Consider the following 19916-nt stretch of genomic DNA (forward strand, 5'->3'; position numbering starts at 1 on the left):
TGTTCTTTGAAAACTAGATAACAGAAGTAATTCACATTCAATTAGTAATGCAAGATATCACGTAGTGATTCTTTTTAACGGTTAAGTTAGAAAGGGCGCACGGTGGATGCCTTGGCACTAGGAGCCGATGAAGGACGGGACGAACACCGATATGCTTCGGGGAGCTGTAAGCAAGCTTTGATCCGGAGATTTCCGAATGGGGAAACCCACCACTCGTAATGGAGTGGTATCCATATCTGAATACATAGGATATGAGAAGGCAGACCCGGGGAACTGAAACATCTAAGTACCCGGAGGAAGAGAAAGCAAATGCGATTCCCTGAGTAGCGGCGAGCGAAACGGGACCAGCCCAAACCAAGAGGCTTGCCTCTTGGGGTTGTAGGACACTCTGTACGGAGTTACAAAGGAACGAGGTAGATGAAGAGGTCTGGAAAGGCCCGCCATAGAAGGTAACAGCCCTGTAGTCAAAACTTCGTTCTCTCCTGAGTGGATCCTGAGTACGGCGGAACACGTGAAATTCCGTCGGAATCCGGGAGGACCATCTCCCAAGGCTAAATACTCCCTAGTGACCGATAGTGAACCAGTACCGTGAGGGAAAGGTGAAAAGCACCCCGGAAGGGGAGTGAAAGAGATCCTGAAACCGTGTGCCTACAAGTAGTCAGAGCCCGTTAACGGGTGATGGCGTGCCTTTTGTAGAATGAACCGGCGAGTTACGATCCCGTGCAAGGTTAAGCAGAAGATGCGGAGCCGCAGCGAAAGCGAGTCTGAATAGGGCGAATTGAGTACGTGGTCGTAGACCCGAAACCAGGTGATCTACCCATGTCCAGGGTGAAGTTCAGGTAACACTGAATGGAGGCCCGAACCCACGCACGTTGAAAAGTGCGGGGATGAGGTGTGGGTAGGGGTGAAATGCCAATCGAACCTGGAGATAGCTGGTTCTCTCCGAAATAGCTTTAGGGCTAGCCTCAAGGTAAGAGTCTCGGAGGTAGAGCACTGATTGGACTAGGGGCCCCTACCGGGTTACCGAATTCAGTCAAACTCCGAATGCCGATGACTTATCCTTGGGAGTCAGACTGCGAGTGATAAGATCCGTAGTCGAAAGGGAAACAGCCCAGACCGCCAGCTAAGGTCCCAAAGTATACGTTAAGTGGAAAAGGATGTGGAGTTGCTTAGACAACCAGGATGTTGGCTTAGAAGCAGCCACCATTTAAAGAGTGCGTAATAGCTCACTGGTCGAGTGACTCTGCGCCGAAAATGTACCGGGGCTAAACGTATCACCGAAGCTGCGGACTGTTCTTCGAACAGTGGTAGGAGAGCGTTCTAAGGGCTGTGAAGCAAGACCGGAAGGACTTGTGGAGCGCTTAGAAGTGAGAATGCCGGTATGAGTAGCGAAAGAGGGGTGAGAATCCCCTCCACCGAATGCCTAAGGTTTCCTGAGGAAGGCTCGTCCGCTCAGGGTTAGTCGGGACCTAAGCCGAGGCCGAAAGGCGTAGGCGATGGATAACAGGTTGATATTCCTGTACCACCTCCTCACCATTTGAGCAATGGGGGGACGCAGGAGGATAGGGTAAGCGCGGTATTGGATATCCGCGTCCAAGCAGTTAGGCTGGGAAATAGGCAAATCCGTTTCCCGTGAAGGCTGAGCTGTGATGGCGAGCGAATTATAGTAGCGAAGTTCCTGATTCCACACTGCCAAGAAAAGCCTCTAGCGAGGTGAGAGGTGCCCGTACCGCAAACCGACACAGGTAGGCGAGGAGAGAATCCTAAGGTGATCGAGAGAACTCTCGTTAAGGAACTCGGCAAAATGACCCCGTAACTTCGGGAGAAGGGGTGCTCTGTTAGGGTGCAAGCCCGAGAGAGCCGCAGTGAATAGGCCCAGGCGACTGTTTAGCAAAAACACAGGTCTCTGCGAAGCCGTAAGGCGAAGTATAGGGGCTGACGCCTGCCCGGTGCTGGAAGGTTAAGAGGAGCGCTTAGCGTAAGCGAAGGTGCGAATTGAAGCCCCAGTAAACGGCGGCCGTAACTATAACGGTCCTAAGGTAGCGAAATTCCTTGTCGGGTAAGTTCCGACCCGCACGAAAGGCGCAACGATCTGGGCACTGTCTCAACGAGAGACTCGGTGAAATTATAGTACCTGTGAAGATGCAGGTTACCCGCGACAGGACGGAAAGACCCCGTGGAGCTTTACTGCAGCCTGATATTGAATGTTGGTACAGCTTGTACAGGATAGGTAGGAGCCTTGGAAACCGGAGCGCCAGCTTCGGTGGAGGCATCGGTGGGATACTACCCTGGCTGTATTGACCTTCTAACCCGCCGCCCTTATCGGGCGGGGAGACAGTGTCAGGTGGGCAGTTTGACTGGGGCGGTCGCCTCCTAAAAGGTAACGGAGGCGCCCAAAGGTTCCCTCAGAATGGTTGGAAATCATTCGCAGAGTGTAAAGGCACAAGGGAGCTTGACTGCGAGACCTACAAGTCGAGCAGGGACGAAAGTCGGGCTTAGTGATCCGGTGGTTCCGCATGGAAGGGCCATCGCTCAACGGATAAAAGCTACCCCGGGGATAACAGGCTTATCTCCCCCAAGAGTCCACATCGACGGGGAGGTTTGGCACCTCGATGTCGGCTCATCGCATCCTGGGGCTGTAGTCGGTCCCAAGGGTTGGGCTGTTCGCCCATTAAAGCGGTACGCGAGCTGGGTTCAGAACGTCGTGAGACAGTTCGGTCCCTATCCGTCGCGGGCGCAGGAAATTTGAGAGGAGCTGTCCTTAGTACGAGAGGACCGGGATGGACGCACCGCTGGTGTACCAGTTGTTCTGCCAAGGGCATCGCTGGGTAGCTATGTGCGGACGGGATAAGTGCTGAAAGCATCTAAGCATGAAGCCCCCCTCAAGATGAGATTTCCCATTCCGCAAGGAAGTAAGATCCCTGAAAGATGATCAGGTTGATAGGTCTGAGGTGGAAGTGTGGCGACACATGGAGCTGACAGATACTAATCGATCGAGGACTTAACCAATTTGAATGTATGCTTACTGTTATCTAGTTTTGAGAGAACACTCTCAATGGTTTGGTGGCGATAGCGAAGAGGTCACACCCGTTCCCATGCCGAACACGGAAGTTAAGCTCTTCAGCGCCGATGGTAGTCGGGGGTTTCCCCCTGTGAGAGTAGGACGCCGCCAAGCTATCATTACGGTAAAGGCAGCTCATCATGAGCTGCCTTTTTTGTTTACAAGTATTGCTTCAGGAAATTAGAAACGTAATACGGAAATTTGCGTTCCGTGACCTCTAAGAACCGTCGGATCATCACATAATCATCACTGACATGCTGTGTCAGCAGTTCATACCACCACTCCGTTTCATATCTCGCAATCATCCCGATATTGTAGAGAACCAAATAATGAATAATCATTTCCGGAAGATGCAGGAAGTGATCACGCTGAGAGGGAATGTAATATTGATTTTTCTCCAAGTGAAACAATAAATTTGGAGAAGACCAAGGTTCCCTGTCTATCGGGTCAGCCTCAAAAACCAAGTGGTTATGGTCTTTCCTCAGAAAAAACCACTTCAAATGATGGCTGATATATTCAGAAAAGCGGGAATCAGACATATTGTAATGAATCACCGCATGCTCAGGCACTGAAATAAGGTCATCGTTCAGCTCTACTTGGGTCAGCCAATTCTTTTTCTCTTGGAAGTAAAAGACAGTATGCAATTCAGGTATGGCTGTCAGCAATTTCTTCATTGTGTACCGTTCTTCCTCAAGACCAGCTATCCCGAATAAGTGCTTCATTACATGAATACATAAGCCATTGCGCTGCACCTTCACTTCATCATCCCTAAAGGAGTAATTTTGCTTTTTGCGTTTCCGGGCAGTCACGCCATGCGCGAGTACTGAAGCGTGGCTTGGATAGCTTGGATCTGTGGTCAGAAGGCAGGCTTTCAGCAATTGTGACATCCCGTAAAACAACAGAATAGGCTTAATTTCTAAAGGAGAAAGAGATGCCTGCTTATAAAAGGACTCGGCGTGTTTGATAAAGAATATGAAGCGCTCACTGTTCTTAAACGCATATCGTTTTGGTTCTTCCATGCCGCTTTCTGTATAGACTTTGTTTAGAAATTTCTGGGAAGATTCTACGGAATAAAATAATGATAACTCTTTCCACTCATGATCTCTCATATGTATTTTTAAACCCTTTCCTTTATCTAAATATTTCAACTCTTTTTCGCTTCCTTGACATGCTGTTTTCTAGTTGATAATCTACATATAATATTTTGCCGAAAAGAGGGGGATTTACTAATGTGGGAAAGTAAATTTTCAAAAGAAGGCTTAACGTTCGATGATGTACTGCTCGTACCGGCTCAATCAGACGTACTTCCGCGTGATGTGGATTTATCTGTTGAACTGACAAAAACGTTAAAGCTTAATATTCCTGTCATCAGTGCGGGAATGGATACAGTAACAGAATCAGCAATGGCGATTGCGATGGCCAGACAGGGCGGCTTGGGCATTATCCATAAAAACATGTCCATCGAACAGCAGGCTGAACATGTTGACAAAGTCAAACGTTCTGAACGGGGCGTTATTACAAATCCCTTCTTTTTAACACCTGATCATCAAGTATTCGATGCGGAGCATTTGATGGGGAAATACAGAATTTCCGGTGTTCCGATCGTAGATAATAAAGACGATCAAAAGCTTGTCGGTATCATTACAAACCGTGATCTTCGCTTTATCTCTGATTATTCAATGAAAATCAGTGATGTCATGACAAAAGAAGAGCTGGTTACGGCTCCTGTGGGAACCACATTAGACGAAGCAGAAAAAATCTTACAGAAACATAAAATTGAAAAACTTCCGTTAGTGGATGACCAAAACAAATTAAAAGGTCTTATCACGATCAAAGATATTGAAAAGGTTATCGAATTCCCTAATTCATCTAAAGATGAACACGGACGCCTTATTGTCGGCGCTGCGGTAGGCGTGACAGGCGATACAATGACACGCGTCAGCAAGCTTGTTGAAGCGAATGTCGACGTTATCGTGGTTGATACGGCTCACGGACATTCCAGAGGCGTACTGAACACAGTTGCGAAAATCCGTGAAACATATCCTGAACTGAACATTATCGCAGGAAATGTTGCAACGGCTGAAGCGACAAAAGCTCTGATTGAAGCCGGAGCAAATATTGTCAAAGTGGGAATCGGGCCTGGTTCTATCTGTACGACACGCGTCGTTGCAGGTGTAGGCGTACCGCAGATCACTGCCATTTATGATTGTGCCACTGAAGCGAGAAAACACGGCGCGACAATTATCGCAGACGGCGGTATTAAATTCTCCGGAGATATTACGAAAGCGTTGGCTTCAGGCGGACATGCCGTAATGCTCGGAAGCCTGCTTGCCGGTACTTCAGAAAGCCCGGGAGAGACTGAAATCTATCAGGGCAGAAGATTTAAAGTGTATCGCGGTATGGGTTCTGTTGCTGCCATGGAAAAAGGCAGTAAAGACCGATATTTCCAAGAAGAAAATAAGAAATTCGTCCCTGAAGGTATCGAAGGACGGACTCCGTACAAAGGTCCTGTAGAAGAAACAGTGTATCAGCTTGTCGGCGGTCTTCGTTCAGGTATGGGATATTGCGGTTCAAAAGACTTGCGCGCTTTAAGAGAAGAGGCTCAATTCATCCGTATGACAGGTGCCGGTCTTCGCGAAAGTCATCCGCATGATGTCCAAATTACGAAAGAATCACCAAACTACACAATCTCATAATTGTTACAAATAAAAAACATTTGACAGGGTCGCTGACTCTGTCTATTTTTTTTATATCGAGTGTGATAAAATTTATACTGTTGTGTTTTGAATTTGAATATGTCCTTAACGGCTTAATTATAGATTTAAAATGAATGACGGAGGTCGTAAGATTGAACATCACGAAATGGAAACAGCTGTTGGTGTCATTAGTGGTACTGGCACTGGCCGCAACTTGCTTTGTTCCGATGTCTAAAGCGGAGGCAGCCGGCAATGACCCGATTGATGTCAACGCATCAGCTGCGATAATGATTGAGGCTTCATCGGGAAAAATTTTATACAGTAAAAATGCAGACAAAAGACTGCCGATTGCCAGCATGACAAAAATGATGACTGAATATCTGCTTCTGGAAGCCATTAAAGAAGGAAAAGTGAAATGGGATCAAACGTATACTCCTGATGATTATGTCTATGAAATTTCTCAAGACAACAGTTTATCAAACGTCCCCCTTCGAAAAGACGGCAAATACACGGTTAAAGAACTGTATCAGGCCATGGCGATTTACTCTGCTAACGGAGCCGCGATTGCAGTTGCCGAAATTCTTGCCGGAACTGAAACGAAATTTGTCGCTGAAATGAATGCGAAAGCCAAAGAATTAGGCATGACAAACTATGATTTTAAAAATGCCACAGGGCTTGTGAATGAAGATCTTCACGGCAAACAGCCGCAAGGAGAAGGCGTTAAAGAAGAGAGTGAAGTTTCTGCTAAAGACATGGCGCTTCTTGCAGACCGCCTGATCACTGATTATCCGGAAGTTCTCAAAACAACAAGCATCGCTAAAACGAAATTCAGAGCCGGCACTGATGATGAAATGGACATGCCGAACTGGAACTTCATGTTAAAAGGTCTTGTTTCTGAATACCCTGGCGTTGACGGCTTAAAAACGGGTTCTACTGATTCTGCGGGATCTTGTTTTACAAGCACAGCACAGCGGAACGGAATGCGGGTCATCACCGTTGTATTAAACGCAAAAGGCAACCTGCATACCGGACGTTTTGATGAAACGAAAAAAATGCTCGATTACGCATTTAACAGCAATTTCTCAATGAAAGATCTTTACCCTGAAGGCTCTCAAGTAAAAGGGCACAAAACGGTTGACGTTGAAAAAGGGAAAGACAAGCAAGTCGATATTGTTACTGACAAGGCGCTTTCTATTCCTGTGAAAAGCGGGGATGAAAAGAACTATAAAGCCGAAGTGACTATAGATAAAAAAGAAATCACGGCTCCTGTGAAAAAGGGAACGAAAGTCGGAACGCTGACAGTTACATACAAAGGCAGTGACAAAGACTATGGCTTCCTCAAATCCAAAGAGTTCAGCGTGAATCTTGTAACGAAAAATGATGTTGATAAAGCAAACTGGTTTGTTCAGATGATGCGCGGCATCGGCGGATTCTTCTCCGGAATCTGGAACAGCGCCGTTGACACGGTAACAGGCTGGTTTTAAGAAATAAGAAAGAGCTCTGATGAAAGTTAGGGCTCTTTTGCTTAATATACTGAAAAAACCAAATTATTAGTAAAAAATGATATCTATCTTATTCATCTCGCTGTAAAATAAGAATACCCATATGAAATATTGTATTTCTGGGATACAATAAGAGATAGAAATTATCTAACTATACATTGACTAGGGGGACCAAATAATGGCTCAAACAGGTACTGATCGTGTAAAACGCGGCATGGCGGAAATGCAAAAAGGCGGCGTCATCATGGACGTTGTAAATGCTGAACAAGCGAAGATTGCGGAAGAGGCGGGAGCTGTTGCCGTAATGGCGTTAGAACGCGTTCCGGCTGATATTCGCGCTGCTGGCGGTGTTGCCCGCATGGCTGATCCGACAATCGTTGAAGAAGTAATGAATGCTGTATCCATTCCCGTAATGGCAAAAGCGCGTATCGGACATATCGTTGAAGCGCGTGTCCTTGAAGCAATGGGAGTAGATTACATCGATGAAAGTGAAGTTCTGACTCCGGCTGACGAAGAATTTCATTTAAATAAAAATGAATATACAGTCCCGTTCGTATGCGGCTGCCGTGATCTCGGCGAAGCAACGCGCCGTATTGCCGAAGGAGCTTCCATGCTTCGTACAAAAGGCGAACCGGGAACAGGAAACATTGTGGAAGCTGTCCGCCATATGAGAAAAGTAAACGCGCAAGTGCGCAAAGTTGTTGCGATGAGCGATGATGAGCTGATGACTGAAGCTAAAAACCTCGGCGCTCCTTATGAACTGCTTCTTCAAATCAAGCGTGACGGCAAACTGCCTGTAGTGAACTTTGCTGCCGGCGGAGTAGCGACGCCTGCTGACGCGGCATTGATGATGCAGCTTGGCGCTGACGGCGTATTTGTCGGTTCAGGTATTTTCAAATCAGACAACCCTGCTAAATTCGCCAAAGCAATTGTTGAAGCAACGACTCATTACACAGACTACAAACTGATCGCTGAGCTTTCTAAAGAATTAGGCACAGCAATGAAAGGCATCGAAATCTCAAATCTATTGCCGGAACAGCGTATGCAAGAACGCGGCTGGTAAACCATAGGAGAGCTGGAAGCATGTTAACAATTGGTGTACTTGGACTTCAAGGAGCAGTAAGAGAACATATTCGTTCAATTGAAGCATGTGGTTCAAAAGGTGTCGTCATTAAGCGTCCTGAACAGCTGAATGATATCGACGGCTTAATCCTGCCGGGCGGGGAAAGCACGACGATGCGGCGTTTAATGGATACGTATCATTTTATGGAGCCGCTTCGCGAGTTTGCCGCCCAAGGCAAGCCGATGTTCGGCACATGCGCCGGTCTGATTATTTTAGCCAAAGAGATAGCGGGAACGGATAACGCTCATTTAGGGCTGTTGAACGTTGTTGTCGAGCGTAATTCCTTTGGCCGTCAGGTTGACAGCTTTGAAGCTGATCTGACGATTAAAGGCCTTGATGAGCCGTTTACGGGTGTATTTATTCGCGCGCCGCATATTTTAGAAGCCGGAGAAGATGTTGAAGTGCTTTGTGAGCATAACGGACGCATCGTGGCTGCAAAGCAGGGGAATTTCCTCGGCTGCTCGTTCCATCCTGAACTGACGGATGATCACCGGGTGACAGAGCTGTTTGTGAAGATGGCGGAAAAGCATAAGCAGGAAACAGCTGTATAAAACAGTTGAAAACCGCTGATACTTATAGTACATTATAAACACAAATAAAGATCGAAAAGCGTTGACAGGAAGCAGTAGGGAGCCCCTCTTTCAAAGAGAGCCGATGGGTGGTGCGAATCGGTGAAAGATGCTGTCCGAATCCGTCCTTGAGCGAAATGCTGAAAACAAGTAGGCATTTACGGGAAAACCGTTATGTGTTAAAGCGGGAAGCAAGTGTGAGCTTGTTTTCAATCAGGGTGGCAACGCGAGAGCTCTCGTCCCTTCTAGGGGATGAGGGCTCTTTTTTATTTTCGATAAAAACAGATAGGAGTTGTTAGGCATGATTGATACGAAGGTGCTGAGAGCCAATTTTCAAGAGGTAAAAGCGAAGCTCATTCCAAAAGGCGAAGACTTATCTGACTTTGACAAGTTTGAAGAGCTGGACGAAAAGAGAAGAGAGCTTATCGGTAAAGTAGAAGAACTGAAGGGAAAACGCAATGAAGTGTCTCAGCAGGTCGCCGTTTTGAAACGGGAGAAAAAAGACGCTGATCATATTATTAAAGAGATGCGTGAAGTGGGCGAAGAAATTAAGAAGCTTGATGAAGAGCTTCGTACTGTCGAAACGACGCTCGAAACCATCCTTCTGTCCATTCCGAACATCCCGCACGATTCAGTGCCCGTCGGGGAAACGGAAGATGATAACATTGAAATTCGCAAGTGGGGAGAGGCGCCGGCATTTTCATATGAGCCGAAACCGCATTGGGATATCGCAGACCATTTAAACATTCTTGATTTCGAACGCGCTTCAAAAGTAACAGGCAGCCGGTTTGTGTTTTATAAAGGATTAGGCGCCCGCCTCGAACGCGCGCTCTACAACTTTATGCTGGATCTTCACGTTGATGAATATGATTACACGGAAGTTATTCCTCCTTATATGGTAAACCGTACGAGCATGACAGGTACGGGACAGCTTCCTAAATTTGAAGAGGATGCTTTTAAAATCAGAGAAGAGGATTATTTCTTAATTCCGACGGCGGAAGTGCCGATTACAAATATGCACCGCGATGAAATCTTATCCGGTGAGAACCTGCCGATCAATTATGCCGCATTCAGCGCCTGCTTCCGTTCAGAAGCGGGATCTGCCGGCCGTGATACACGCGGTTTGATCCGCCAGCATCAGTTCAACAAGGTTGAGCTTGTGAAATTCGTGAAGCCGGAAGATTCTTATGAGGAGCTTGAAAAACTGACAAATCAAGCCGAGCGGGTGCTTCAGCTGCTCGAACTGCCGTATCGTGTCATGAGCATGTGTACCGGTGATCTCGGCTTTACAGCCGCGAAAAAGTACGATATTGAGGTATGGATTCCAAGCCAAGACACATACCGTGAAATTTCTTCTTGCAGTAACTTTGAGGCCTTCCAGGCGAGACGCGCAAACATTCGATTCAGACGCGAAGCGAAAGGCAAGCCGGAGCATGTGCATACATTAAACGGTTCAGGCCTTGCAGTCGGCAGAACAGTAGCTGCCATCTTAGAAAACTACCAGCAGGAAGACGGAAGTGTCATCATTCCGAAAGTGCTTCGTCCTTATATGGGAAATAAAGAAGTCATCAAACCGTAAAAGGCGCGCCCTAGAGGCGCGCCTTTTTTGCTGCCCGGTATAGAGCGGCGGCATTCCGGGCTGTGCTTTCAAGGTTAAAACGGCCGGATGCTAAGGCGTCTTCAAGACTTACAGCGCCGGGCACGATAGAAAATACAGCTGTTATTCCTGCGCTGTAAACATGCTCGAAATTTTTGCCTAAGGAGCCCGCCAATGCGATAACGGGAATTTCTTGAGCAGATGCGCGTGCGGCGATCCCGGCGGGGGTTTTGCCGAATATCGTTTGTTCGTCTATCTGCCCCTCTCCGGTAATGACAAGGTCAGCGCCTCTTATCTGATCTGAGAAGGACAGTGTATCTAATACAACATCAATCCCGCTTTGAAGTTCTGCCTGTAAGAAAGCGATCAGTCCGGCGCCCAGTCCCCCTGCGGCGCCCGCACCTTTTACGGTATCCGCTTCGATATCGTGCTGACGTCTCAATATGTCAGCGAAATGGCGTAAGTTGCGATCCAATACAACTTTAGTCTTCTCGGACGCCCCTTTTTGCGGGCCGAAGACATATGACGCGCCGTTTTCACCGGTCAGAGGATTTTCGACATCACATGCGGCGCGAAAACGGATATGTTTCAGTTCAGGGGAGAGACCGCTTATATCAATAGAAGCTAGGGTGTGCAAAGCGCCTCCGCCGTCAGGTATCTCCTGACCTTCCTCATTTAAGAAACGCACACCGAGCGCGCTCGCCATTCCTGTTCCGCCGTCATTGGTTGCGCTCCCGCCAAGCCCGATGATGATCTCACCCGCCCCGCGGGAAGCTGCATCTGCTATCAGTTCACCCGTTCCTCTTGTCGTTGTGTTCAACGGATCTCTGAGATGGCGGGGCACGAGATGGAGTCCCGATGCTTCCGCCATTTCAATGACTGCCGTGTGTCCGTCTCCCAGAAGTCCATATGCGGCGTTTACCGGCGCTCCCAGCGGACCGGTCACAGTTTTTTTGATGATGCTTCCGCCAGTGGCATCCGTCAAAGCCTGAACGGTTCCTTCTCCGCCGTCGGCCGCGGGTATCTTGATATATTCCGCGTCAGGGAAGACCGCTTTGAATCCTTTTTCTATGCTGTCAGCGGCTTCTTTTGATGTCATGCTTTCTTTGAAAGAATCGGGTGCAATGATGATTTTCATTATGTTCTCCACCTTTATGAGCAGGTTATCTGTTTGAATCTATTCTTGGTTTTTACTGTGATTTCCTGCCCGTATGGCATACTGAGGTTGAATTGGACGCAAGACTTTTGTATGATAGTAAAGCTGACGGACAAGCGTTTAAGAAAAGAAATAAAAAATATGAAAAAGCGCTTGACTGAAATTTAGGTCATGTGGTATATTATTAAATGTCGATACGGAGGAATACCCAAGTCTGGCTGAAGGGATCGGTCTTGAAAACCGACAGGGGTGTCAAAGCCCGCGGGGGTTCGAATCCCTCTTCCTCCGCCATATTGATTTTAAACCTAATGAAACTCGAGCATATATTGGAGATTGTTTTGTCCGCTGCATGTGATGCAGCGGATTTTTTATATGCAAAAAAAAGCGATTTTCTCTGTTCGGGGAAAATCGCTTTGCTATTTTTATTTATTTCTGTTTTCGTTGATCACGTGACTGATTTTTTCGATCAGAGGTTCCAGTGACTGTTCATCAGCTTCAAGGTCATAATCTTCAATGCGTACTTTCAGCACAGGGCAGGCGTTAAAACCGCTGATCCAGTCTTCGTACCGTGTATACATCTCTTCCCAATAAGAGCGGTTTGTCTGCAGCTCCATCTCGCGGCCCCGCTTTTCAATCCGGTTTATAATGTTTTCAAGGTCGCCTTCTAAATAGATCAAAACATCAGGATGCGGGAAGTACGGCGTCATGACCATCGCCTCAAACAGGCTTGTGTATGTTGTGTAATCTGTCAGCGACATGGTTCCTTTATCGGCGTGCATTTTTGCGAATATGCCTGTATCTTCATAAATCGAACGGTCCTGCACGAATCCGCCGCCTGATTCAAACATGTTTTTCTGCTCTTTGAACCGCTCAGCCAGAAAATAAATTTGCAAATGGAAGCTCCAGCGTTCAAAATCGTGATAAAACTTCTCTAAATAAGGGTTTTCATCCACTTCCTCAAGTGAGGTATGAAACCCGAGCCGTTTTGCTAAAGCTTTGGTCAAAGTCGATTTTCCGACTCCTACCGTTCCCGCTACTGTTATAATGGCGTTGTTTGGAATGTGAATGTCTTTCATTTAATAAGCTCCTTTACCTGACGGGCAATTCTTTCATAGTCTGTCTTATTCAAAACAAAGTCTTCAGTATCACCGTCAATGGTCAGTACAGATATATCCGGATCTTCTTCCTGAAGCTGTTTGATGGCTGTGTCGTAATCTGCAATGAGACGTTCCAGATATTGATGTTCGATATTTTTCTCAAACGGGCGCCCGCGTTTTTCAATGCGTTGAAGCAATGTCGGCAGGCTTGCCTTTATGTATACAATAATATTCGGTTTCGGCAGGTCGTGAGTGAGCAGATGATAAATCTGCTTATATTTCTCAAGCTTTTGGCCGTGCAATGTACGCTCTGCGAAAATAACATTTTTATAAATATGATAATCGGACAAAACGGGCTGTCCTTGTTTTAAATAATCTCGGTCGGTGTCTTCAAGCTGTTTATACCTGTGACATAGAAAAAACATTTCAAGCTGGAAACTCCACTCCTCGATATTGTCATAAAACTTATCGAGATAAGGGTTGTCTTCCACAATCTCATTAATCATAGGAAAACCGAGCTCTTCAGAAAGCATCGTAGAGAGTGTCGTTTTTCCTGCCCCGATAGGACCTTCTACCGCGATAAAAGGGGCTCTGTTCATTGAAAATCCTCCTTAATTCTGCAAACATCCGTCAGCTGCCGGCCTTTATATTGTATCACACTCTCAGAAAAGCCCATGAAAAAAGACGCTTCCAATTAACGAAACGTCTCTTTCACAATATGAAATTGATCACCGAGCAAAAGCCAGTTTTGCGGGAAGGAGAGGCCGAGTTTCCAATAGCTGATTCCTCTTAAATGAAGTTCTTTAATTAAATTGAATTTCGCCTGAATGGATCGTGCGTCTTCAAACCATACTTCATGCCGTCTCTGATTTTCATCCGTGTAACGAAAGAATGGAGCCTGGGCGGTTTCGTCATATTGAATGTCGACTTTATGGCGTGCTGCCAGAGCGATTGCCTGCTGAGGACTGACGGCTTTGGCTGTCGTTCCCTGTTTAAAAGGCAGTGTCCAATCGTAGCCGTACATATTCTGGCCCATGACGATTTTTGAAGAGGGCATTTCCGTCAGCGCGTACTCAATGACATTTCTTACAGGGCCGATAGGTGATACGGCCTGAGCCGGACCTCCGCTGTACCCCCACTCATATGTCATGATTACGACAAAATCGACGATTTCTCCATGTGCCCTATAGTCATGTGCTTCGTACCATTTGCCGGCCTGAGTCGCGCTCGTTTTCGGAGCAAGCGCCGTTGAAATCTTCCAGCCTTCCCGATGAAAAATCGTTCTCGCTTCACGTAAAAAACGATTGTAGGCTTCTCTGTCCTGTGGACGTAAATATTCGAAATCAAAGTGAATATCGCGAAAGCCGTGCTTTTTAGCCGTGGCGACGATTTCCTGAAAGAGTTTTGTTTTCACTGTATTGTCATTCAAGATGAGCCGCCCGAGTTCATCGCTGAATGCGTCATTTTCAAGGTTGGTGATGATCATCATCAGTGTGGTGTTGTGCCTGTCACTGATGCTTTTTAAATTGGTCAGAGGCGGTTCCTTTAAAGTCCCGTTCCGCTGCACTTGAAAACTGAATGCGCCGAGGTATGTTAAATAAGGAGAGGCCTCCCTTGCCGCCTGCTGCAGATTAGCGCTTACGCTCGTTCCCCGCGGTTCTATATATGCATTTGATTCGATATCGGGCTTATTCGCCTGCTGCGGAATGTAAAGGCGGGTTCCGACTCTCAATGTGGTGCCGGGCTGAATTCCGTTCACCCTCGCAAGCTCCGCGGCCGATATATGAAAACGGCCGGCGATTGCCGCGAGAGTATCACCTTGTTTCACTTCGTAATATTGACCCTCAATCGGGATGACAAGGGTTTGTCCGACAACCAATGTATTTGGATTAGGCAGTTTATTTGCTTCCGCAATGACATTTGCGGCTGTCCGGTAGCGCGCCGCAATAGCGGAAAGTGTGTCGCCCCGTTTCACTATATAGATCTGAATGAAAAACGCCTCCTTTCATATCCGCTATCAAATATATGAAAAAAGGAGGCTGATCATGTTTATTTTTCGGCGGTAATTTGTTTTTCCGTGGTTATTTCTGCGAAGAGAACATTCTCCATCATGGTCAAAGCGAAATCATTATCTTCGTCGTTATTGGAAGCGGTGCAGTCTTTCGGAATGGTGATGCTGTATTCTCTCATATAGGCGTCGTTGGCCGTGAACAGCACACAAATGTTCCCGGCAACCCCCGTGATGATTAATCGGTTCACCTGTAATTCGGTCAGAAGGGTGTGAAGCGCCGTTTCGTAAAAAGCGGAATGCTTCGGTTTAATGAGAAAATAATCATCCGGCTGAGGCGAAATATCTTTTATAATGGGGGCGCTTCTGTCATTGCTGCATTCCTCCCTGATGGCATCAATATCAGCCTTCCAGAGCCCGTAATGATCATTAATATAAATAATCGGCCAGTTGCTTTGTTTTGCATGCTTCTTTAATGATAAAATACGGGGGACAATTTGTTTGGTTTTTTCAGCAAGACGTTCGCCCATATCAAATTGAAAATTGTTGATCATATCGACAATCAGAAGGGCTGTGTTGTTAGGTTCAGACAATACCGGCAACTCCTTTCTGCTGGGGTATTCCTATTTTAACCTTTATGAGACATGAAAAAACTTAAGAAGAGAGCTTGAACCTATGAATGATGAATATTATATGAGAGAAGCCATAAAAGAAGCGAAGAGGGCCGAAGCGAAAGGTGAAGTGCCGATCGGAGCAGTTCTTGTTCTGCATGATGAGATCGTGGCGCGGGCGCATAATCTGCGGGAGACTGAACAGAGGTCGCTTGCCCACGCCGAAATGCTGGCGATAGACGAAGCGTGCCGTAAACTGGGGACATGGAGACTTGAGGATGCCGTTCTTTATGTCACTTTGGAGCCGTGTCCGATGTGCGCGGGAGCCGTCGTGCTTTCGAGAGTCGATAAGGTCGTATTCGGCGCATTTGATCCCAAGGGGGGCTGTACAGGAACGCTGATGAATCTCTTGCAGGAAGAGCGGTTCAACCACCAAGCGGAAGTGGTGAGCGGCGTGCTCGGAGAAGAGTGCGGAGAAATGCTCAGCGCTTTTTTCAGAAAGCTGCGCCGGCAAAAGAAAGACATGAGGAAAAAGTTGTCTGAGTAGTACGGTTGCATTTTCTGCCTGAAGCAGATATACTTATGTGTGCATCATGAATGGTGCGCATATAAAAATTTGATATTTATTTTGCCGTGCTAAGCGGGGAGGTAGCGGTGCCCTGTACCCGCAATCCGCTCTAGCGGGGCCGAATCCCTTCTCGAGGTTCGTTTACTGTAAGGTCTGCCTTAAGTAAGTGGCGTTGACGTCTGGGTCCTGCGCAATGGGAATTCATGAACCATGTCAGGTCCGGAAGGAAGCAGCATTAAGTGAAACCTCTCATGTGCCGCAGGGTTGCCTGGGCTGAGCTAACTGCTTAAGTAACGCTTAGGGTAGCGAATCGACAGAAGGTGCACGGTAAATCAATCATCAAATTTCAGACTCACCTGTTTATGGCAGGTGAGTTTTTTCGTATATGAAAAACGGGTTTTGGCGTTAAAAGCACGTTCATGTATAATAAACATGATGAATAACAGAGGAGGGCGCATCCTGTGGGTTACCAAGCTTTATATCGAGTATTTAGGCCTCAGCAGTTTGAAGATGTGGTCGGACAGGAACACATTACGAAAACGCTGCAAAATGCCCTTTTGCAAAAGAAATTTTCTCATGCATATCTGTTTTCTGGACCGCGGGGAACGGGAAAAACCAGTGCAGCTAAAATATTTGCGAAAGCAGTCAACTGTGAGCACGCCCCCGTAGAAGAACCGTGCAATGAATGTGCGGCGTGCAAGGGGATTACAAACGGCTCTATATCAGATGTGATTGAAATAGATGCGGCGTCGAATAACGGCGTAGACGAAATCCGCGACATCCGTGACAAAGTAAAATTCGCCCCGTCGGCCGTCACCTACAAAGTATATATTATAGATGAGGTGCATATGCTCTCTATCGGCGCATTCAATGCGCTTCTGAAAACGCTGGAAGAACCGCCGGCACATTGCATTTTCATATTAGCTACGACTGAGCCTCATAAGATTCCTTTAACCATTATCTCCAGATGTCAGCGTTTTGACTTCAAACGGATTACATCCAAAGCAATTGTCGGACGAATGAAGACAATCGTCGATGCAGAGCAGCTGAAGGTGGAAGAAGGAGCCCTTGATATCATAGCGAGTGCTGCGGACGGAGGAATGAGGGACGCGCTGAGCCTGCTCGATCAAGCCGTATCATTCAGCGGCGAGGAGCTGTCGGTGGATGACGCATTGCTCATTACCGGAGCCGTTTCTCAGCACTATATTGGGAAACTGGCATCTGCTCTTCACCGCAAACAGGTTTCCGAGGCATTGGAAACACTGAATGAATTGCTCCAGCAGGGGAAAGATGCGGCCAAACTGATTGAAGATATGATTTTCTATTTCAGGGATATGCTCTTGTACCAGGCCGCTCCCGGTTTAGAAGGAGTCCTGGAGAAGGTGAAGGTCGATGAAACGTTCCGGAATCTGAGCGGTGACATACCGGCCCCCGCTTTATATGAGATGATTGATATCCTGAATAAAAGCCATCAGGAAATGAAGTGGACGAACCACCCAAGAATCTTTTTTGAAGTGGCTGTCGTGAAAATATGCCAGACGGCACAGCAATCCGCCGGAGATATCCCTGAGGTCGGCATGCTGATGAATAAGATCCAGCAGCTTGAGCAGGAAGTAGAAAGGCTGAAAACCTCCGGTGTGAAGGTTCAGATGGAAAGCGCTCCGAAAGAAGCTCCGCGTCCTCAAAAAGGCGGAAAAAGCCATTATAAAGCTCCGGTCGGAAGAATTCATGAGATATTGAAGGAAGCCACAAGACCTGATCTTGAACAGCTTAAAAGCAGCTGGGGCAAGCTGCTGGCACACCTGAAACAGCAGAATAAGGTGTCTCATGCGGCTCTTTTGAATGACAGTGAACCGGTGGCTGCTGCTCAAAAGGCATTTGTGCTTAAATTCAAATACGAAATCCATTGTAAAATGGTTGCAGAAGACAATAACGGAGTCCGTACAAATCTTGAACAGATTCTCGAATCAATGCTCGGAAAAAGAATGGATTTGATTGGCGTTCCGGAAGCACAATGGGGTAAAATAAGAGAAGAATTTTTAAATGATCACCAGCAGGAAAGTGAAGGATCAAACGAACCGGCTGAAGAAGATCCGCTGATTGCAGAGGCGAAAAAACTTGTCGGAGCGGATTTAATCGAAATAAAAGACTAATAAGATGAAAGAGAGTGATTGAATATGCGTGGCGGAATGGGAAACATGCAAAAAATGATGAAACAAATGCAAAAAATGCAAAAGGATATGGCGAAGGCTCAGGAGGAGCTTGCTGAAAAAGTGCTTGAAGGCACAGCGGGCGGCGGAATGGTGACTGTAAAAGTCAACGGCCAAAAAGAAGTTGTAGACGTTGCCATTAAAGAAGAAGTCGTTGATCCGGAAGATATCGAAATGCTTCAGGACCTGATTCTTGCCGCAACAAACGACGCCCTCAAAAAAGTGGATGACATGACGAATGAGACAATGGGACAATTTACAAAAGGAATGAACATACCGGGTTTATTCTAGGGGGATAAATAAACATGCAGTATCCTGAACCAATATCAAAGCTGATTGACAGCTTTATGAAATTGCCAGGGATCGGACCGAAAACAGCGGTTCGTCTGGCTTTTTTTGTTCTAGGTATGAAAGAAGACGTGGTATTAGATTTCGCGAAAGCATTAGTAAATGCGAAGCGCAACCTGACATATTGTTCGATTTGCGGACATATTACAGATCAGGACCCTTGTTATATATGTGAGGACACAAGAAGGGATAAGTCTGTTATTTGTGTCGTGCAGGACCCTAAGGATGTGATCGCAATGGAGAAAATGAAGGAATATAACGGCCAGTATCATGTTCTTCACGGCGCGATTTCACCAATGGACGGCATCGGCCCGGAGGATATTAAGATTCCGGAGCTGCTGAAACGTCTTCAGGATGATCAAGTGACAGAAGTTATTCTCGCAACCAACCCTAATATTGAAGGGGAAGCAACAGCGATGTATATATCAAGGCTGTTAAAGCCCTCAGGCATCAAGCTCTCCCGTATTGCCCACGGTCTGCCCGTCGGCGGTGATTTGGAATATGCTGATGAGGTCACTCTTTCAAAAGCTCTTGAAGGAAGACGTGAATTGTAAGGGAGGAAAAAGCAAGGCATGGGTTTTCTTCGCAGAAATACATTAAGAAAAGAGTTTGACGAGAAGCTGATAGAACAGCTCTTTAAACAAAAAGAAGAATGGAACAGACAGAAGAGTCTGGTCGAGAAAAGTCTCGAGCCCTCCGCTGAGGTGTTGTTTGAGCTGAAAGTCGCTGAATCTAAGTACTTTTTTTATTTGAAAGAAGCGAAGCAGCGGAATTTGAAAATGAGCAGATGGAAGTAAAAGGTCTATTCTCCGGGGTCTTCTCATAAGCTTGTACTAAACAAGCGAGGGGGAAGATTCATGGAGCCTTTTTTCATTATCGGTTTGATTGTCGGTCTGGTTGCTTTGCTTTTTTTATGGGGAGTATCTTCAAAACCTTTAAGATGGATTGGTGTGACTGCGATTAAGTTTATTGCCGGCGCGATTTTGCTGGTGGGTGTGAACTTGTTCGGAGGCAGTCTCGGTATTCATATCCCTGTTAACCTGATTACAACGGGCATCAGCGGGATTCTGGGGATTCCCGGCATCGCTGCTTTGATAGTCATTAAACGCTTCATCATTTAATTTGTCGATTATTGTTGACATGTCGGATTAAGGGTGGTATTCTAATATACGTCGCTGATGACGAAACGATTTTTTGAAAAAGAAATTTTAAAAAGTTGTTGACGGCACTAACACTGATGTGTTAAGATAATTAAGTCGCTTCAAGAGCGGCGGACAAAGTTCTTTGAAAACTAAACAAGACAAAACGTACCTGTTAATTCAAAGTTTTAAATAAATCGCACAGCGATGTGCGTAGTCAGTCAAACTACT

17 protein-coding genes, 1 tRNA gene, 2 rRNA genes, 1 other RNA gene and 1 other annotated feature are annotated in these 19916 nt (G+C 46.5%); of the genes, 15 read left to right on the forward strand and 6 right to left on the reverse strand.

Translation table 11 applies throughout. The features are described from left to right. The first annotated feature begins 79 nt into the window (after nt 1–79). Together HWY38_RS16570 and rrf are read left to right on the forward strand one after the other, a co-directional pair. Nucleotides 80–3009: ribosomal RNA gene (locus HWY38_RS16570) — 23S ribosomal RNA — on the forward strand. A 50-nt stretch (nt 3010–3059) separates the two neighbouring features. Further along, nucleotides 3060–3175, forward strand: a 5S ribosomal RNA gene (gene rrf, locus HWY38_RS16575). 44 nt (nt 3176–3219) lie between these two features. Here rrf and HWY38_RS16580 read toward each other — a convergent pair. Further along, nucleotides 3220–4170 (reverse strand): YaaC family protein, encoded by a 951-nt coding sequence (locus tag HWY38_RS16580; RefSeq protein ID WP_088037587.1) that lies wholly within the window; start codon nt 4168–4170, stop codon nt 3220–3222. 120 nt (nt 4171–4290) lie between these two features. On the opposite strand from HWY38_RS16580, the gene guaB reads away from it, so the two are divergent. From guaB to serS, 5 genes are all read left to right on the forward strand, one after another. Then, nucleotides 4291–5757 carry an IMP dehydrogenase gene (guaB, locus tag HWY38_RS16585; protein WP_003150717.1) on the forward strand — a complete coding sequence of 489 codons (1467 nt, stop codon included), beginning with the start codon at nt 4291–4293 and terminating at the stop codon, nt 5755–5757. 152 nt (nt 5758–5909) lie between these two features. Continuing rightward, on the forward strand, nt 5910–7241 hold the full coding sequence (gene dacA / locus HWY38_RS16590; RefSeq protein WP_003150715.1) for a D-alanyl-D-alanine carboxypeptidase: 1332 nt from the start codon (nt 5910–5912) through the stop codon (nt 7239–7241). 196 nt (nt 7242–7437) lie between these two features. Continuing rightward, nucleotides 7438–8322, forward strand: coding sequence for a pyridoxal 5'-phosphate synthase lyase subunit PdxS (gene pdxS, locus HWY38_RS16595; RefSeq protein WP_003150714.1), 885 nt, complete (start codon nt 7438–7440; stop codon nt 8320–8322). A 20-nt stretch (nt 8323–8342) separates the two neighbouring features. Then, nucleotides 8343–8933, forward strand: a complete 591-nt coding sequence (gene pdxT, locus HWY38_RS16600; protein WP_007615126.1) for a pyridoxal 5'-phosphate synthase glutaminase subunit PdxT — start codon at nt 8343–8345, stop codon at nt 8931–8933. 52 nt (nt 8934–8985) lie between these two features. Continuing rightward, nucleotides 8986–9198, forward strand: a binding site (T-box leader). Nucleotides 9199–9252: 54 nt separating this feature from the next. Beyond that, nucleotides 9253–10530 carry a serine--tRNA ligase gene (serS, locus tag HWY38_RS16605; protein WP_007408744.1) on the forward strand — a complete coding sequence of 426 codons (1278 nt, stop codon included), beginning with the start codon at nt 9253–9255 and terminating at the stop codon, nt 10528–10530. Between the two features lie 10 nt (nt 10531–10540). Here serS and HWY38_RS16610 read toward each other — a convergent pair whose 3' ends face one another. Continuing rightward, nucleotides 10541–11686 carry a glycerate kinase gene (locus HWY38_RS16610; protein WP_224182226.1) on the reverse strand — a complete coding sequence of 382 codons (1146 nt, stop codon included), beginning with the start codon at nt 11684–11686 and terminating at the stop codon, nt 10541–10543. Between the two features lie 216 nt (nt 11687–11902). Between HWY38_RS16610 and HWY38_RS16615 the strand changes: the two genes are divergently transcribed. Beyond that, nucleotides 11903–11995: transfer RNA gene (locus HWY38_RS16615), tRNA-Ser, on the forward strand. 131 nt (nt 11996–12126) lie between these two features. Here HWY38_RS16615 and dck read toward each other — a convergent pair. From dck to HWY38_RS16635, 4 genes are all read right to left on the reverse strand, one after another. Further along, nucleotides 12127–12780 (reverse strand): deoxyadenosine/deoxycytidine kinase, encoded by a 654-nt coding sequence (gene dck, locus HWY38_RS16620; RefSeq protein WP_007615132.1) that lies wholly within the window; start codon nt 12778–12780, stop codon nt 12127–12129. Further along, entirely contained in the window at nt 12777–13400 is a 624-nt protein-coding gene (gene dgk, locus HWY38_RS16625) for a deoxyguanosine kinase (protein WP_224182227.1), read from the reverse strand. Before dgk ends, dck begins: the two co-directional genes overlap by 4 nt. 95 nt (nt 13401–13495) lie before the next feature. Then, nucleotides 13496–14779 (reverse strand): LysM peptidoglycan-binding domain-containing protein, encoded by a 1284-nt coding sequence (locus HWY38_RS16630; RefSeq protein WP_101670800.1) that lies wholly within the window; start codon nt 14777–14779, stop codon nt 13496–13498. Between the two features lie 71 nt (nt 14780–14850). After that, nucleotides 14851–15402 (reverse strand): cysteine hydrolase family protein, encoded by a 552-nt coding sequence (locus HWY38_RS16635; RefSeq protein ID WP_224182228.1) that lies wholly within the window; start codon nt 15400–15402, stop codon nt 14851–14853. Nucleotides 15403–15484: 82 nt separating this feature from the next. Between HWY38_RS16635 and tadA the strand changes: the two genes are divergently transcribed. From tadA to HWY38_RS16670, 7 genes are all read left to right on the forward strand, one after another. After that, nucleotides 15485–15967 (forward strand): tRNA adenosine(34) deaminase TadA, encoded by a 483-nt coding sequence (gene tadA / locus HWY38_RS16640; protein ID WP_224182229.1) that lies wholly within the window; start codon nt 15485–15487, stop codon nt 15965–15967. An 84-nt stretch (nt 15968–16051) separates the two neighbouring features. Next, an RNA gene (gene ffs, locus HWY38_RS16645) (signal recognition particle sRNA large type) lies at nt 16052–16316 on the forward strand. A gap of 133 nt (nt 16317–16449) precedes the next feature. After that, entirely contained in the window at nt 16450–18141 is a 1692-nt protein-coding gene (dnaX, locus tag HWY38_RS16650) for a DNA polymerase III subunit gamma/tau (RefSeq protein ID WP_003150701.1), read from the forward strand. A 24-nt stretch (nt 18142–18165) separates the two neighbouring features. After that, a complete protein-coding gene (locus HWY38_RS16655) occupies nt 18166–18489 on the forward strand; it encodes a YbaB/EbfC family nucleoid-associated protein (protein WP_029326155.1) in 324 nt (107 codons plus the stop codon). 14 nt (nt 18490–18503) lie between these two features. Continuing rightward, a complete protein-coding gene (recR, locus tag HWY38_RS16660; protein WP_007615147.1) occupies nt 18504–19100 on the forward strand; it encodes a recombination protein RecR in 597 nt (198 codons plus the stop codon). Between the two features lie 18 nt (nt 19101–19118). Then, nucleotides 19119–19343 carry a YaaL family protein gene (locus HWY38_RS16665; protein WP_007408755.1) on the forward strand — a complete coding sequence of 75 codons (225 nt, stop codon included), beginning with the start codon at nt 19119–19121 and terminating at the stop codon, nt 19341–19343. 60 nt (nt 19344–19403) lie between these two features. Next, a complete protein-coding gene (locus tag HWY38_RS16670) occupies nt 19404–19667 on the forward strand; it encodes a pro-sigmaK processing inhibitor BofA family protein (protein WP_003150686.1) in 264 nt (87 codons plus the stop codon). Nucleotides 19668–19916: the final 249 nt, after the last annotated feature.

It is taken from the genome of Bacillus sp. KS1, assembly GCF_020075515.1.
Classification (GTDB): Bacteria; Bacillota; Bacilli; order Bacillales; family Bacillaceae; genus Bacillus; species Bacillus velezensis.